We start from the raw sequence: 15,381 nt of genomic DNA, 5'->3' as shown, positions 1-15,381 counted from the left end.
CAGATCGAGGATAGTTTATGGTGGCTGATAACCGTTCCGAAGTGCGCAAGGTTTTAATAATTACCTTATTGCTAAATTTGCTGGTGATGGCAATTAAAGCAGCCGTGGGATGGCTGACTGGTTCCCTCAGTTTGCTGGCAGATGCTTTGCACAGCGTCACGGACAGCGCTAATAATATTTTAGGATTGGTAACTAATCATTATGCCAATCCGCAGCCCGATCGCGATCATCCCTACGGACACCAAAAATTTGATGCTCTCGGAGCTCTGGGAATTGCTGCTTTTCTGGGAATTGCCTGTTTTGAAATTCTCAGCGGTGCTGTCGAAAGGCTGATTAACGGGGGTAAAGTTGTCAAAATATCCCCAAATGAACTGTGGATTTTGCTGATTGTACTGGGAATTAATATTTTTGTAACTTTTTACGAGCGCAGAGTTGGCAAACGTCTCGGTAGCGCGATTTTAGTGGCTGACGCTCAGCACACGATGAGCGATGTTTGGGTGACAATTATGGTGATCGGCGGGTTGATTGGTGTTTGGCAAGGGCAGGTTTGGAATATACCTCAACTGCAATTCCTGGATGTGTTTTTGTCTTTTCCTGTGGCTGTTTTGGTATTTAGAAGCGGTTGGAAGGTTTTAACAGAAAATCTGCCTTGGTTGGTGGATGAAATGGCGATCGCACCGGAAGTTATTCACGCGATCGCGATCGATGTACCGGGGGTTGTCAACTGTCACTCGATCGCCTCCCGCGGTGTGGTAGGGCGTCAAGTATTTATTGATATGCACATGATTGTCGATGCTGTCGATGTAGAAACAGCTCACCGGATTACAGAAGAAGTAGAAGCCCGTTTGGAAGAACGTTTCAGCCCTGTACGCATCTTAATTCACGTTGAGCCGCCCGCTTACCATTCCGACCAAATTAGCTACGATTCTCAAGAGAAGGAAGAAGTTAAGCGTGAAGTTAGGTAACGGATGAGTCTAACGGATTTAAAGGATGTAACGGATAGACTGAAGCTGGAAGAGGAGCGATGTGAAGGAAGAAAGATTTAGACTGTATTTCCAGCAAACAGCAGGTTGAGGGATGAAGGAGGAAGGCGGTTTTTGCGATCGCAATTCCTCCAATTTTTTAAATGCTATCAACCCACATTCCGCACCCCCAACTGGCACATACGCGGATTGAGGGGGTAAAAGTGAATCGTCCGAGACAATAATGAGTAAAAATACTCAACAATTTCGGTCGCGCTGGCATCACCTAGTTAATAATTCCTGACAAGAGACGTGAGGGCGTGAGTTAAATCTGATACCAGTTAAAATTGCGATCGGTAAAAAACCAAGTTTATTACGTATCCGTAACCCGCTCGCCTGATGAAAAAGCGTTAATTGCGTACGATCTCCCGTAACCAATCATCAGCAAAAATAGTGTAAACTTGCGATCGCTATAAACGCTCAAATCAGGATTCAGCAACCCATGCAGAAAGTATCTGAGATGAAAGTAGAAAACAAGGATCATCTGGGCTTGGTAGCCGATCTAATTGATGAAATAGGAATCGTCCAAAAAATTAATGAATTAGTAGGCGAACAACCGGGCGAGATAGTCAGTCCCGGCCTGGTAGTTAAAGCCATGATTATCAATGGATTAGGGATGGTGTCTGCCCCACTCTACTTATTCTCTAAATTTTTTGAAAGGAAAGCAATAGAACATTTACTGGGGTCAGGAATTCAAGCATCACATCTGAATGATGACCGTTTAGGCCGAGTATTAGATAAATTATAAATGGCCGTAATTACCGAAATATTCACAACCATTGCCCTGTCAGCCGCTCAAAAATTCGAGATAAATACCGACACATCTCACTTAGACTCAAGTTCATTTCATCTACATGGTAAATACGAGCAAGAGTCGCCATCAGTATTTTTTTTTTGCAAAGAGATGGATAGCAATCAGTTGGATAATTCATCCCTAGAACATCAAACATCCCCAATACCAATTCAGCCCACCTACGGCTATTCTCGCGACCACCGTCCCGACTGAAAACAATTCATTTTAGACCTAATTTGTAGTGGAGATGGAGATGTGCCACTATTTTTACGAGTAGCTTCGGGAAATGAATCAGATAATTCTGTCTTAGCCTCAATTTTTCAGGAATTTAAACAACAGTTAAATCTCGACAGTTTAATGGTAGCGGATAGTGCATTATATACCGCTCCCAACTTATCCATGTTAACCAATTTAAGATGGTTGACTCGTGTACCACCCAGCCTGAAACAAGTGCAACAATTGGTATCTCAGCTAAATGAATCAGAATTTCATGAAAGTTCAGTGACGGGATATAGTTGGTCAGAACACAAAAGTAATTATGGTGGAGTCACACAAAGATGGTTAGTAGTAGAGAGCTGTTTGCGTCGTGATTCTGACCGACGTAAATTAGAAAAAAATCTCAAAAAAGCTGGAATTGAAGACCAAAAAAAGTTGCGAGAGTTATCAAATATTGAATAGGCTTGTGATACCGATGCGGGAGCAGCAGATCATCGCTTATCCAAACAACTAAAATATCATAATTTAACCCCAATTAACACCCTACAATCGACAGAAAATCCGATGCTAATTTTATCAGTTCTCAGGATAGCTCTAGCTCTAGTTTGATCTTTAAAGTTCAAGCACAACTAGAATTAGATGCTAGTGCGGTAGCCCGCATAACCAAAGCTAGTGGCAGATTTATCTTAGCTACTAATGTGCGGGAGGCATCACAATTAAATCCTGATGAAATGATTGTGAAATATAAGGAACAGCAGGCAGCAGAGAGAGGGTTTAGGTTTTTGAAAGACCCTCTATTTTTTACGGATAGTGTGTTCCTCAAGTCGCCGGAAAGAATCGAGGCTTTAACTTTGGTAATGGGTTTCTGTTTGTTGGTTTATACTTTAGGTCAAAGGTTACTCCGGCAAAACTTGCAACTCACTAATAAAACTGTAAAAAATTAGTTGGGCAAAGGAACCAATCGACCTACTCTACGCTGGATACTCCAAAGTTTTCAGTCGATTCATGCCGTTTGCATTCAAGGATTTCAACAAGTTTATAATTTGACATCCGAACGGTTGGCTATATTAAATTTATTTCCTGTAACCTGTAGGTCTTATTATTTATTGTTGTGAAATAAAGCCGATTATTGATTGGCAAAACAGACTTACATTTAAGTAATTGTAGAGGCAGCAGAGATGTATTATTGTCATAATGCGGGCGATATATGCTGGGAATTAATAGTTGTCAATGGTCGAATTTTTGACGTTTTATGGGTGAAGAAGATTTAATTCATGCCCTCACGTTAATTTTTAGGGATTCCTAACTGGGTGATGCGATTATTGCACAGATTTTTGGGTGTTTCTACTCACTATTATCTCGGATGATTCACTTTTGCCCACTCAATCCGCGTATGTGCCAGTTGGGGGTGCGGAATGTGGGTATCAAGGGAATTAAAGCGAGGGCACTTAATTTAGTGGCAGTTTTCCACAGGAAAAGGGGGGTTTTCCACAGAAATAGGCAAGTTTTCCACAATAGCTTTGATAATTATCGAGCAAAAAACTATCGGTACAAGTTCCGAGTTTTTTGGATTTCTACGGCCATTTTCTGTCGCAAGTCCCAAGGTAGCAGAATTTCGACTTCTGAACCTAAAGCTCGCAACCACCGAGCGCGGGTAGTAGTCTGTCACTCGGTAAGTGACTTGGTAGTAAGCATCGTCGGTTGGGCGAGACAGGAGGATTTGTAAAAGTGCCGATCGATGTTCTGGGTTGGGAGTGTATTAGACATCTCCCAAAACTCGCAAAGCTTATCTGGCAAAGGCTTTGCGAATTATAACTCTTATAAAAAATCTCTGGCTTCTAACACGGGTTAATCAGGCTTTGAGCTAGTTTCAGTTAATTTAGAACCCCAATCTAGATAGGGTAGCACTGCAATTTAGACCCCACTGTCTTCTGGTTTTAATTGTGGCAGTATTAAGGCTCCCACTCGCAACCTGACTAATCCGCAAATTGTCAGAATTACCTGCTCATATAGCAATCCTAATTGATTTATGAACACTAACCATACATATAAAGTTTGGGAAATCCAAATATTTGACTATTCAAAAAAAACATAAATAACCTCTTTACTATGGTAAAAGATTTACAGCGATAGGCAAATTTTATCTCTTAGATTCTTTCCTTGTAACCAAATATCTCCTACTGGATTTTGTTCGGGGGCATTCGGGGCAAACAAGATACAATTTATTTACCATTATTCGGGAGATTTTCCGTCATTTACTAATTCTAAATATTTTCTTAATTCTTGTGACTTATGATAGGTGGCTCCCTCCCAAATAATTGTCAGTCTTGAGTTGGGGCGTTGTTTTTTCAAATATTTTAAAAAGCTAATTGTATTTGCTGAATCTCCTTTTTCATAGGGTTGTACTAAAAATTTTTTATTTCCATAATCTAATGCTCCATAAGAGGTTTGTCTCTGTTTTTGATTAGTCATTTATACTTCTACTCTCCCAGCGCTTTTCCCCCAAAAATATCCACATAAATCTCCCCACAATAAATGACATTCATCTAACATGAACACACATAACTTACCTTGTTTTATATCTGACTGCCATGTTTCTAAATACTCGTTAATTTTTTTTTTATCTTCTACCAATTTGGGGTCTCCTTTGGGATTCTTCTTTTGAGACTTTTTCCAAGTCACTCGAGCTGATTCAAATAAAGAATAGTAACTTTGTAGGGACTGATAAATTACGTCGTATTTTGACTCTATATGGATAGCTAATTCTGCCAATTCCCACATCTCCTTGTGACTTAACCAGAGAATAATTTCTTCTTTGTCTGATTGACTTAAATAGCTAGGCTTCCCTTTGTAAGCTATCTTTAGCCCGTTTACTCCCCTGGTTGAAAAGATTTTATTCCACTTACTAATAAATCCTAAAGAGACCCTTAACAGTTTTCTAATTTGACGATAGGGTATTCCTGACAAACTCCATTTAACCGCTAACGCTCGTTTGACTTCTCTCGCATCTGGATTTCCTTGAATAAAATCTTCTAGTTCTTGCTTTTTGGGTTCGAGTACCTAGCTATCCATTCTGAGAATATTTTGTTAGTTATGTCTTTTATATTTTACCAGATGGGTGTTCACATCTAATGCGAGGAGCGCTATATTAGAATAATTTGTGCCAAACAAGATCTGAGTATATTTGGGTGTTCGCTTATGTCCACAGATATTGCTTCTCCTGAGCCCACTATTGATTCCTCAGATTCAGATGTTACCAGTCTGGCTCAAGGCCTTCATGATTGTTTTTCGTTAATTCAAGATAATCGTTCTACCAGAACTCTGTTACATCAACTTTCTGATATCCTCACAATCTCCGTTTTAGCAGTTATTGCTGGCGGTAATGGCTGGGAGGATATGGCACTCTATGGTTTGAGTAAATACGATTGTTGTCAACATTTCTGCCTCTACCTAATGGTATTCCTAGCCCTGATACTTTTCGTCGTGTTTTTGCTCGAATTCGTCCCGACGAATTCGAGCAATGTTTGGAACTATAGCAATCCTAAATCATAATCTTGATTATGATACAATTATATGCAATACTTGATTATGACAAAAAAAATGAATAACTTACAACTGCCACAAAAAGACATGGAAAAAGAAATACCCCAATTAGAATCTTTCATTTAAAGCGATATTGATGCAAGAAAACTAAAACGAGCAATAGCTGTCAGGATGGCGCTTGAAGGTAAGCTGTACGCTGAAATTAGCAAAATGTTAGGTGTAAGTGACTTCTTTGTTGGTTATTGGAAAAATATTTTTAAAACCCAAGGAATCGAAGGAATAAAACTAGGATATAAAGGCTCGCAAGGGTATTTCACAGAGCGACAAAAGGATGTATTAGTCGACTGGTTAAAGAATAAACAATATTGGAACTTAGAGGAGTTAAGTAAGTTCGTGGGGAAATTCACAAGTATGTAACAAAACATTAAGCAACCAGCTCAGAGCTAAATTTAAAGCGTTTTGTAGCGTAGTTTCCTTTTTTTCCTCTAGCTTCTACCCCATTAATTACGGCATAAGCCAGCTCTAATTCATCCTCAAACATTTGTCCTGCTAGCTCATCTTTTTTGAGATGTTGCCACTCCAATTCTATGGGATTCATTTCTGAGCAATATTTCGGTAAAAATAAGATATATAAACCCTCGCTTTCCCACTTCGACCATAATTGTTGGACTTCATGACATCGATGTATGAGACCATTATCCTGTACTATTACTCTAATTCGCTTGCTCTGAGATGCTTCTTGGGCTTCTGACTCCATGATTTTGATATAAGCTTTTCGATCAACACCCCCAATTACCAAACCGTAAACAAAGCTGATTTCATGTTGAAAAAGCCCTACAATACTTAATCTACGACCACGCCTCTTGGTTTGTTCGAGCCGTTTTTGCTAAGGAAAGTTTGTAATAAGTGTAACTAGGTTCGCTCCACGCACAAAACCCTGATTCATCCAAATATTTTAAGTCGATTTCTCCCGCAGCCGCCGCCCATTCCAACATATCTAGGTCTGCTTGTTTGATTTGGCGTACTGCAATTTCTTGTTTTCCTTTATGACTTTTTCTGGCTCGTTTCCATATAAACCCTTTTTTTTAGTATTCGTCTTAATCGGTCGGGACTTAATTTAATAGAACGCTCTTTTTCTAATTTCTGAGCTAATTGAACACTGTTGTATGTACGTAGTTCATTTTTGAGACATTCTGTTAAAAACTCTATGTCTTCTTCTTTCAACGAAGGTTTTCCCCCTCGACATGCTAATTCCCAAAGCCCTTCCATACCTAGCTTTTGCCATTTATGTAAAACCTCTCTCACTGTTTGTGAAGTCCAATTAAAATGAGCCGCTATTTTTTCAACGTACCAGCCATGTGCATTTAATCTAATTACTTCTGCTCGCTCTTTTACTTTTTGTGGGACATTTGTATCTCTCAGTTCTAATAGGGTTTTGTCTGGCTTTTGAGTAAGAAATACCCTTGATATAGCGCTTATATATTGAATTACCTTAGTAGATGTATTCTCTGTGTTTACTTATTTTAACAGAGTTAGGTTTTTTCGCGCCGACTTACTTAGTGACTTATGTATAACAAGAGTTTGGTGTGAGCTATAAATCAAAACAGAGCCCTGCATGAACTTTTTGCTCGGCCCAATATTAGTTGGAAAAAGACTCAAAAAATCCATCCCAAATCCGATGACGAACTGTAAAAAAAAAGCGGGAATAAATTAACGATATTTAATCTAAAAACAAGGGGGGCATAGAATCTGGGGAAATAATAGTATTGTTTTTAGATGAAGGTCATCTACTTCATGGTGACCTGACAGGCTACGTTTGGGGTCTATCAGATAGGAGAATTGAAATTCCAATTACTAATGAAAGAGGGTTCTTTCTTACTTACTATGCTAAAGTAACAATTAAAAAGCCAAGTAAGCAAGCATCTATTTTTGTAATTCTCGAAATTTCTAAAGCCATAGGCAGAAGGTTTTATTAACTTGAGCTTGTTGTTGATACCCTCAACAACACCACTTGTCGTCCTATTATCAAAGTAAGCAATTATTTCATCCAGCCACCGGATAATAGTCTTCCCGCTATTGGGAAAATATTTTTGGGCTTTTTTGGGCCATTGTCCAAGTTTAAATAGGGCTTGCTGAATAAGTTCAAAAAACTCAAAAAAGTTCGATCGCGCTCTTGCTCGCCAACGCTCAACTTAAGTTTTTGTTTTGGTTGTAAGGCCAGAACAAAATTTTTAGTAATTTTTGCCTTTTTTCCAGTTATTATTAATAATAATTGATACCAAAAAAAGTTACAGTAACCGCAATAACCCTGCATAAGGTTCATGAATAAAAAAGCAATTGCAATCGTTGTTTTGGATGTATTATCGAGTTTAGCCATCACTCTATCGAGATTAAATCTTCTTTTTGCTTGACCAAATTTTCCTTCAATAGCTTGACGGGCTTTGTCATTTTCTTGAGCTTGCTTTTTTGTTGCTTTACTCACATGGGCTGGTCGTCTTCCCAAGGGCAAACCGCTCATCCTAATTCCTCTTTCTTTACACCATGCTCTATTCGATAGAGTGCGGTAAATTTGGTCAACGTGAACTGATTCTGGGTAATGTCCTGTGAATTCTTTAAATGCTTCTACTTGGGCTATTAAGTCTCCTGATTCATTGAAGTTATCCCAACTAATTCGCTCTAAAAATACATATCCGTCACAACTGGTCGCTGAAATTTTGGCTCCAAACTCTGTGGTTTTTCCTGCTTTTCCTCTAACTATTAGACGAACATGGGGGTTGGGTTAAACTTACAATTATATCGTCAATTCTATTTTTTTTGTGTTGGTAAATCCAGGATTGTTGGCGGTAAACTTCATGACAAACGAGTAGCAGCTTATATTGCTGCTTGCTCAAGTTCTGCAAAGTAGCTCCTAACTCAATTAATTTCTCAATATGAGCTAGGTTTCTTTTGAGGTATTGCAGTTGTTTTTTAATTGCTGTTCTTTTTTGGCTCTGCGTCGGTCGGCGCTGCTTGGCAATGGCTAGGTAATCTTTCCGAGCTTTTTTGCGGTAGGTTCGGGGTTTTTTCGGGCATTGGTCTTTGATTGACTCCTAGAGGATATCTACAATTTTTTCTGTTTGCATTCTTGTGCGATCGAGAATTCCTATTTCAGTTGGATAGGTGATATCTGCGTTAGCACAGGTTGCATCTAATAATAATTTGCCTTGATTGCACCTCTCACCTGGTTCTTCTGGTTCTTTTTTTTTTGATTCAGATTGAGCTGTGGTGGGTTCTCTGATTTTCTTCACCATTTGTTGGTTCACTTTGTTGACAAGATTAACACTTATTCTTTTTCTAAAGTGAACCCAAAGCGATGCGTCAAACGGGATTTCATTGCTGTAAGATGAGAGGCCTCTAGAGTATTGCAGGTAGGGGTTTTCCTTGATTTGCTCTACGGTTTCACGCGGAGCTGGTTCCTAGTTTTTCTTTGATAATTAATGCCCCTAATGCCATCCAAAATGATTTAGCTGGTGGCGCCAGAGACAGGGCAAAGTTTTGAGCGTATTCTGCTTCAAACTCCGACCACGGTATTAGTTGAGCCATCATCACCCAACGGTTGTCTGAGGCTAATTTTCCCCCGTGAGGGAATTCAAAACTTTCTGGTGCGGTGTCGCAGGGGTCAACTTTTCGATACACGAGAGTCAACGGTGGTGCAAGGGTTCTGTACTATTTTAGCTGTTTCTCTTGCACTTGCGGTTCGATCGCGCTATCCTATCGAGCTTGCTGTGTAAACCTTTAGCTCATTATTCAGCAAGCCCTAAATAATGCCTTTAACCAATTTGTTGTTTTTTCAAAAATTTGTCGAAAATCTTCTTTTAATTCAGGCATTATTTTGAGGGTCGGACACACAGTTTTCACTTGCATTAGCTTAATTTTTTGCGCCTCTCCCGAACCTAGTATGTAAAAAAGTTAATAACTTTTCTAAAAATTAACTATAAACTATAAAAATTAGGTCCTGGGAAAGCAAGTATATATTGACTTACAGGGATTTTTGTGATTAAATAAAGTTAAGTTTTACATCAATTAAAATAAAAAATTATACTTATGGTTTCCAATCCTCAACTTCATCTAATGACCAAACTCCTTAATATTGAGGGAGTAACCGTCAAAAGTTATCAGATTATTGAAAATATAGGAATCACGATTTACTTAGATAATAACAACAAAAAAACCATTGGTTTCGACTGTGGGAAGAAAACTGATAAACTCCATCAAAATCATTATTATGTAGTGAGGAATTTGCCGTGTGGAGAGCAAAAAGTATATTTACAAGAAAATCGCCGTCAAATGAGGTGTGAAGCTTGTCCAAAAAAGTTTAGTGAAGACTTAGAATTTGTTAAAAAACTAGAACTTATACAGAGAGGTAAAAAAAAAATCTGTCACAATTATTAAAAAGCGATCTGAAAAATGTGGCTCAAAGGAATGGAGTCAGCGAAGAAGAAATAGAAACCATGTTAAAAGAATGGGTCAAGGAATTAAGCGGACAAAAACCATCTGGATTAAAAAGACTAGGAATTGATGAAATTGCTCTCGTTAAATGACAGAAAAACTATTGTGTAGTTTTAGTAGATATTGGAGTTTAGACTAGGTACATCAAAAAGTGCGATCACTGCGAGAGTGGCGAACGTCTATACAAGAAGGGCAACGGTCGCTGGCGATCAGCTAGGAGGCTCAACCATAAGATCGGTGTCAGGTACCGTTGACGTTCTCTTGGAGGTTGCCAGTGCTCTCTCAAAAAAAACTGTCTGCGATTGTAACGACAGACAGCATTAGGGCAGAAAATTGAGAATTCAGCTAAAAACTCTCAAATCTGCCTGCAATGAAGTGTGAACAATTACAGAAATTTCGTCAACTTGCTTATCAATGTCTAGGTCAAGCTAAAGATGCCACCTTTGAACTAGCAGATGCGGTGATGACAACTCGCCACATCTCGTGTTTAGGAGATTTAGCTCTCAATCCCTTATTTCGGCGTCAGTGGTCGAGTGTCTATGAAGCACTACAAGACTGTAGACCAGACCGAGAACAATGGATGCAACTATACATCCAGCATATGTCAGATGTAGAACGTCCAGTATTAGCGATCGATCATACGGCATGGTTAAGACCCCATGCACGTACCCTCAAAGAACGTACCTATGAACATCAACCCACAGCCTTACCCCACGGTATACCTATCGGCATTGGTCAGGGATATAGTACGATCGCACTGATACCAACGATTAGCGGGAGTTGGGCGCTGCCGTTAACACACGAACGTATTACCAGTTGGGACAACCCGATCGATTTTGGTGCTCAACAATGAGCAGCGAGTGTGCCAATATCTTCAGAATAGACCGATCGCTTTATTTGACAGCGAGTATGGGTGTGCCTCTCTGGTTAAAGCCCCCGCTGCGATCGCTGCCGATCAACTAATGCGTATTCGCTCCAATCGTTGCTTATGGTCAGCACGCCCAGCCTATAGTGGTAGAGGACGACCCAAAATTCACGGTCAACAGTTTAGGCTCAATGATTCCCAAAGTTGGTGGGAAGCAGAGCAAACCCTCGAATCTGTGGAGCCGAAACTCGGAAAAATCCGGCCCGTGAAAATGGGATGACTTGCATTTTCGAGGTAGTCCCAAACATCCAATGACTCTGATTTTAGTCGAACGTTTAGAAACTGTAACGGGTCGGTTAAATAGTCAACCTTTGTGGTTAGTGTGGGTTGGTATCCAAATGCCATCTCTTAATGAAACTTGGCAACTGTATCTGCGTCGCTTCGCCCTAGAACATTGGTATCGGTTAGCTAAACAAACCTTACATTGGACTGTGCCGAAGCTCAGCACACCAGAACAATGCGAACGATGGAGTGATTTGATGCCTTTACTAACCTGGCAATTATGGTTAGCTAAAGAGCTAGTCAGGGAAAATCATTTGCCCTGGCAAAAGTCTCTGCCTCAATTGACGCCTGGAAGGGTTGTACAATCAATGCTTCCACTTTTAATCAAGATTGGAACTCCGGCTGTTGCTCCCAAACGGCGAGGAAATTCAGACGGATGGCAAACAGGAAAACCTCGCACTCCAAGATGTCGCTATCCTGTGGTCAAAAAGGGTAAATGTCGGTTTCAAAAATCACCAAAATCCATCAGTTAACCTGGGCATCTCTCTCTAAATTCACCATAATTTATGCTCAGCTAACGCCCTTGTAAATTTGTGCTTAGTCTAAACTCCAGGTAGATATCGATAAAAAAATTATAGTAGGAATGCTCGCTAACCGAACTCAAGTGGAGTTCAAAAAATACCTAGAAGCCTGGGGAGAAGAGGTTTTAGAACAAATAGAAGAAGTCGTATAGATATGTGGAAGCCCTATAAAAATGTCTCAGAAGCTTTAATGCCGCCAGAAGTTGTTGCGGATAGATTTCATGTTATGAAGCAAGTAAGGAATGAAAAATAAATAAGTTGATGAGTTATCGGTTATCCTGAAAAAAGTGCGCTTATTGCAATTTTAGTTCCTGCAGAGATCGGCTCACAACTGATTTTTCTCCTCAACTACTCTAAGTGGCGTTTAAATCCATGTTTTATCCTAATTCAATTCAGTCAGAAATGAAAAAATTTTATAAATACTTATCAGAAAAGGATAAAAGAAGGTATGCAGCTATAGAAGCTCAAAAATTAGGATGGGGTGGAATTAGCTATGTAACGCAACTTTTGGGCTGCCGCCGAAATACCATCATCAAGGGATTGGAAGATTTAGAAAAAATGGACTCAGAGACACTAAATAATTCCAGGATAAGAAAGAAAGTCGGGGGAAGAAAAAGTATTCTGTCTACTCAAATTGGCATTGACGCAGCCTTTTTAGAAGTTTTAAAAAACCACAGGGCTGGAGACCCAATGAATGAGTTAATCACATGGACTAATTTGACGCATAAAGAAATAGCTTCTGGACTACGAGCAGCAGGTTTTACCATTAGTCTCCCATCCGTTGCAAAATTTTTAAAAAAGCATGGATATGTGAAACTGAAAGCCCAAAAAAAGCAAACAATAGGAAGCAACAAAAATAGGGACGCTCAATTTAAAAATATTGCAAGACTTGATACAGAGTATAAAGAAGCCAACAATCCTATTATTAGTTTTGATACCAAAAAAAATAAGTTTTAGGTAATTTGTATCGTCCGGGAACTCTCTATACAAAAGAACCTGTCACTACTTTCGATCGTGATTTTTGGAGTTTAGGTCACGGGAAAGTGCTCCCACATGGGATTTATGATTCTCAACCAAACCGAGGATATATAACATTAGGAACCAGTAAAGATACCAGTGAATTCGCCTGTGAGTCTTTAAAACACTGGTGGAATAATTATGGAAAGGCTAGCTACCCTAACGCTAATTCTATCTTGGCTAAATTTGATGGTGGAGCTAGTAATAATGCTAATCATTATATTTTCAAATAAGATTTGCATAAATTAGTTAATGAAATAGGAATTGAGATCGGAATTGCTCATTACCCTCCTTATATATCTAAATATAATCCCATAGAACATCGACTTTTTCCTCATATTACCAGGGCCTGTCAAGGAGTAATTTTTACAACCTTAGAATTAGTCAAAGCTCTCGTAGAAAAAACTCAAACTAAAACGGGACTATCTGTAGCTGTAAATATCCTTAATAAAGTTTATAACTGAAGTTCCCCCATTGACAAAAGGCGTATAGATGGAGTAGCAAGCTTTTGAAAGATTTTGACTCCGATTTTACTGGGTACAAATTAGGGAAACACCCAGCAAATCCCAAGCTTTTTGTTGCACGATTGTCGGTTGAGTAATATTGTCAAAAACCCAACTAGCACCCTCAATGCTTCCCACAATTTCATTATGGGCGATCGTACCTAAATCAGCTAACAATGTTTGGAAGCTGTGCACTGGTAAATTATCAGCAGTCCGCTTGGTTCTAGCCTTCGCTTTTGTCCGATCGCTTTTGGTTGCTTTAACCACAGATGTTTGTTTTTGGTGAGCCGATTCCCAATCTTCTTCATCGAACAGCATCGGCGCTAATCGAGAACGCATCTGGTATTCTACATAATAGGCTAGCATACATAAAAATACGTGAGCCTTAACTCGAGCGCTGTTGCGGTGGTAAATCGGTCGCACCTTTAAATCCACCGTCTTAAAACTCCGAAAAGCCTGCTCTACCTGAGGTAAACTTTTATAAGCTCTCACCGTTTCTGTTGGCGATAAAACGGCCGATTCAACTGAAGTCCGAATCACATATAACCCATCCAGGGCAGCGAAGCTGTTAATGAGGAGCGTGTTTCTTTCATAACTGAAGCTGTTCTCTTGAATATCCAGCGTGAAATGCTTGGCAACTTTGTAACGATTCACCACATTGCCCACTTTCAGGGCAATATTTGATGCCCCTGTTAAACGCTTCTTCTGTCTCGTTGTCGCAGCAACGATTTTGGATAGTTGTTTTTCTGTTGCTTGCAACAATTCTTCTCTCGTTTTGGCTCGCTCGGCTGCTAGCATCGGATTGCGGCAGGCAATTAACCGTTCTCCCGGATAGTCATCTGACGAGATTTCAGCAATGTTATGTTCGTCGAATCAAGAAGGTTGAATCGACTCTTGCTCGACCAGGCTGCAGATTTGGGTCGCACGCAGGGCACTAATCCAATCAAAACTGCGCTCTTCGTTGTTGTGAAAGTGTTTTTGAATTGTGGTTGAAGAGATGAGACCCCTCGCGCCCAGCCAAATTATTTTGGCAATGCCAAATCTTTCTTTGAGTTTCGCAATCTGATTGGTGAGGGTTGTCGGGTCTGCCGTATTGCCCTCAAATACTTCAATCGCGATCGGGCAACCTTCTGCATCGCAGATTAATCCAAATACTATTTGCAATTTACCTCTCTTGCCATCCCGATTGTAACCGTAGCTGGCGAGGGGGCAAGTTTTACCTTCAAAATAACTGCTCGATACATCATAGAGTACCAAGGTTGATGATGCTAAATGCTTGGGCAAAATTATTCTCGATCGACTCTTGTCTGGCTAACAACCAATCCATTGCCAGATACAGCTCATCTTCATCGGCACCATCGATTCCCACAATTTTTCCAATACTGGAGAAACAAGTTTCCTCGTTGAAACCTCTGGGGGTGGCTAATTTCGATCGCGGGTCAATTATTCTAGCAATTATCATCGCCAATACCAACCAAAGGTTGCGACTATTTTCGGAGCTAATGAGATTGTGCAAGCCAGTATTTTTGAGGCTGCCCAATACTGCCGCTACATGACCGTGTGGGCGAGAACGAGTGATTTTAAAAGAGTCAGGTAAACTAGCGAGCGTCACGCCACCTTTCAACAAGGCTTGCAGACCATTTACGGCATGGTCTGGTAGTTTTGATAAGTTTGCCAGGGTACGTTTACGTACTTTTGAACCTTCGCGGTAGGACTCGCGAAGCAGTACGGCTGGCGGAGAGTTTCTGTTGGGAACACGTTCGATATACATGGCTACTATTATGCCACACCTACTGAGAATTCAATTTTAAGACAATCTTAAGATACATGGGTACAAGAAAGGGGGCAAAAAGCTGAATTTTACTTGCAGCGTAGGGGTTTGCTAGATTTGAACATCCCTTCTACGGGGGGAACTTCAGTTATAAAACTGGCAGAAAGGTAGCTGATAATTTCCTGGGGGGGTAACAACCAGCCCCAAACCCAGAACTAGTAAGGATTGAGGCAATGTGTGGTAAAAAAAGATAGGCAGCAGAATTGTTACACGCTTGCCTATCCCAAAAATAATGATTCC

General features: G+C 40.0%; 12 protein-coding genes and 6 pseudogenes. 12 read left to right on the top strand and 6 right to left on the bottom strand.

Annotated elements, in window-relative coordinates:
• The first annotated feature begins 17 nt into the window (after positions 1-17).
• Positions 18-965 (top strand): cation diffusion facilitator family transporter, encoded by a 948-nt coding sequence (locus QUB56_RS14835; RefSeq protein ID WP_332956054.1) that lies wholly within the window; start codon positions 18-20, stop codon positions 963-965.
• 499 nt (positions 966-1,464) lie between these two features.
• A pseudogene (locus QUB56_RS14830) lies at positions 1,465-3,146 on the top strand (IS1634 family transposase).
• A 921-nt stretch (positions 3,147-4,067) separates the two neighbouring features.
• Here the strand turns inward: QUB56_RS14830 and QUB56_RS14825 are convergent.
• Positions 4,068-5,055, bottom strand: a pseudogene (locus QUB56_RS14825) (IS630 family transposase).
• A gap of 174 nt (positions 5,056-5,229) precedes the next feature.
• On the opposite strand from QUB56_RS14825, the gene QUB56_RS37235 reads away from it, so the two are divergent.
• A complete protein-coding gene (locus QUB56_RS37235) occupies positions 5,230-5,583 on the top strand; it encodes a transposase family protein (RefSeq protein WP_445243351.1) in 354 nt (117 codons plus the stop codon).
• 123 nt (positions 5,584-5,706) lie between these two features.
• Positions 5,707-5,991 (top strand): helix-turn-helix domain-containing protein, encoded by a 285-nt coding sequence (locus QUB56_RS14810; RefSeq protein ID WP_332956154.1) that lies wholly within the window; start codon positions 5,707-5,709, stop codon positions 5,989-5,991.
• A 7-nt stretch (positions 5,992-5,998) separates the two neighbouring features.
• Here QUB56_RS14810 and QUB56_RS14805 read toward each other — a convergent pair.
• From QUB56_RS14805 to QUB56_RS14795, 3 genes and pseudogenes are all read right to left on the bottom strand, one after another.
• Positions 5,999-7,053 (bottom strand): annotated as a pseudogene (locus QUB56_RS14805) (IS630 family transposase).
• A 347-nt stretch (positions 7,054-7,400) separates the two neighbouring features.
• Complete coding sequence (locus QUB56_RS14800) at positions 7,401-7,712, bottom strand: ISL3 family transposase (RefSeq protein WP_445243353.1); 312 nt, start codon at positions 7,710-7,712, stop codon at positions 7,401-7,403.
• 176 nt (positions 7,713-7,888) lie between these two features.
• A pseudogene (locus QUB56_RS14795) lies at positions 7,889-9,249 on the bottom strand (IS5 family transposase); the annotation flags it as partial.
• Positions 9,250-9,657: 408 nt separating this feature from the next.
• Between QUB56_RS14795 and QUB56_RS14790 the strand changes: the two are divergent.
• The 8 genes and pseudogenes from QUB56_RS14790 (at position 9,658) to QUB56_RS14755 (ending at position 13,271) form a co-directional block, all read left to right on the top strand.
• Positions 9,658-10,005 carry a transposase family protein gene (locus QUB56_RS14790; protein ID WP_332956053.1) on the top strand — a complete coding sequence of 116 codons (348 nt, stop codon included), beginning with the start codon at positions 9,658-9,660 and terminating at the stop codon, positions 10,003-10,005.
• 17 nt (positions 10,006-10,022) lie between these two features.
• The gene (locus QUB56_RS14785; protein ID WP_332956052.1) at positions 10,023-10,154 is read left to right on the top strand and encodes a hypothetical protein; all 132 of its coding nucleotides are present in this window, start codon (positions 10,023-10,025) and stop codon (positions 10,152-10,154) included.
• A 278-nt stretch (positions 10,155-10,432) separates the two neighbouring features.
• Complete coding sequence (locus QUB56_RS14780) at positions 10,433-10,915, top strand: transposase (protein ID WP_332956049.1); 483 nt, start codon at positions 10,433-10,435, stop codon at positions 10,913-10,915.
• A gap of 7 nt (positions 10,916-10,922) precedes the next feature.
• Positions 10,923-11,207: a transposase gene (locus QUB56_RS14775; RefSeq protein WP_332956048.1), complete on the top strand. Its 285-nt coding sequence runs from the start codon at positions 10,923-10,925 to the stop codon at positions 11,205-11,207.
• Positions 11,208-11,238: 31 nt separating this feature from the next.
• Positions 11,239-11,742, top strand: coding sequence for a hypothetical protein (locus tag QUB56_RS14770; RefSeq protein WP_332956047.1), 504 nt, complete (start codon positions 11,239-11,241; stop codon positions 11,740-11,742).
• A 202-nt stretch (positions 11,743-11,944) separates the two neighbouring features.
• On the top strand, positions 11,945-12,043 hold the full coding sequence (locus tag QUB56_RS14765) for a transposase (RefSeq protein WP_445243350.1): 99 nt from the start codon (positions 11,945-11,947) through the stop codon (positions 12,041-12,043).
• 149 nt (positions 12,044-12,192) lie between these two features.
• Entirely contained in the window at positions 12,193-12,747 is a 555-nt protein-coding gene (locus tag QUB56_RS14760; protein WP_332956046.1) for an ISAzo13-like element transposase-related protein, read from the top strand.
• Positions 12,748-12,752: 5 nt separating this feature from the next.
• Positions 12,753-13,271, top strand: a pseudogene (locus QUB56_RS14755) (ISAzo13 family transposase).
• 66 nt (positions 13,272-13,337) lie between these two features.
• Here the strand turns inward: QUB56_RS14755 and QUB56_RS14750 are convergent.
• Together QUB56_RS14750 and QUB56_RS37230 are read right to left on the bottom strand one after the other, a co-directional pair.
• Positions 13,338-14,567: pseudogene (locus QUB56_RS14750) on the bottom strand (IS1634 family transposase).
• Complete coding sequence (locus QUB56_RS37230) at positions 14,554-15,081, bottom strand: hypothetical protein (protein ID WP_445243349.1); 528 nt, start codon at positions 15,079-15,081, stop codon at positions 14,554-14,556. The pseudogene QUB56_RS14750 and the gene QUB56_RS37230 overlap by 14 nt, the downstream one beginning before the upstream one ends.
• Positions 15,082-15,381 lie beyond the last annotated feature (300 nt).

Origin of the sequence: Microcoleus sp. AR_TQ3_B6 (assembly GCF_036702785.1) — a bacterium.
Taxonomy (GTDB): domain Bacteria; phylum Cyanobacteriota; class Cyanobacteriia; order Cyanobacteriales; family Microcoleaceae; genus Microcoleus.
This window is presented reverse-complemented; position numbering and strand designations above follow the sequence as displayed.

What these genes read in the sequence shown, in the direction of transcription:
- QUB56_RS14835 (WP_332956054.1), top strand. Translation starts at nt 18, where the DNA reads ATGGTGGCTGATAACCGTTCCGAAGTGCGCAAGGTTTTAATAATTACC.
- QUB56_RS37235 (WP_445243351.1), top strand. Translation starts at nt 5,230, where the DNA reads ATGTCCACAGATATTGCTTCTCCTGAGCCCACTATTGATTCCTCAGAT.
- QUB56_RS14790 (WP_332956053.1), top strand. Translation starts at nt 9,658, where the DNA reads ATGGTTTCCAATCCTCAACTTCATCTAATGACCAAACTCCTTAATATT.
- QUB56_RS14780 (WP_332956049.1), top strand. Translation starts at nt 10,433, where the DNA reads ATGAAGTGTGAACAATTACAGAAATTTCGTCAACTTGCTTATCAATGT.
- QUB56_RS14770 (WP_332956047.1), top strand. Translation starts at nt 11,239, where the DNA reads ATGACTCTGATTTTAGTCGAACGTTTAGAAACTGTAACGGGTCGGTTA.
- QUB56_RS14765 (WP_445243350.1), top strand. Translation starts at nt 11,945, where the DNA reads ATGTGGAAGCCCTATAAAAATGTCTCAGAAGCTTTAATGCCGCCAGAA.
- QUB56_RS14760 (WP_332956046.1), top strand. Translation starts at nt 12,193, where the DNA reads ATGAAAAAATTTTATAAATACTTATCAGAAAAGGATAAAAGAAGGTAT.
- QUB56_RS37230 (WP_445243349.1), bottom strand. Translation starts at nt 15,081, where the DNA reads ATGTATATCGAACGTGTTCCCAACAGAAACTCTCCGCCAGCCGTACTG.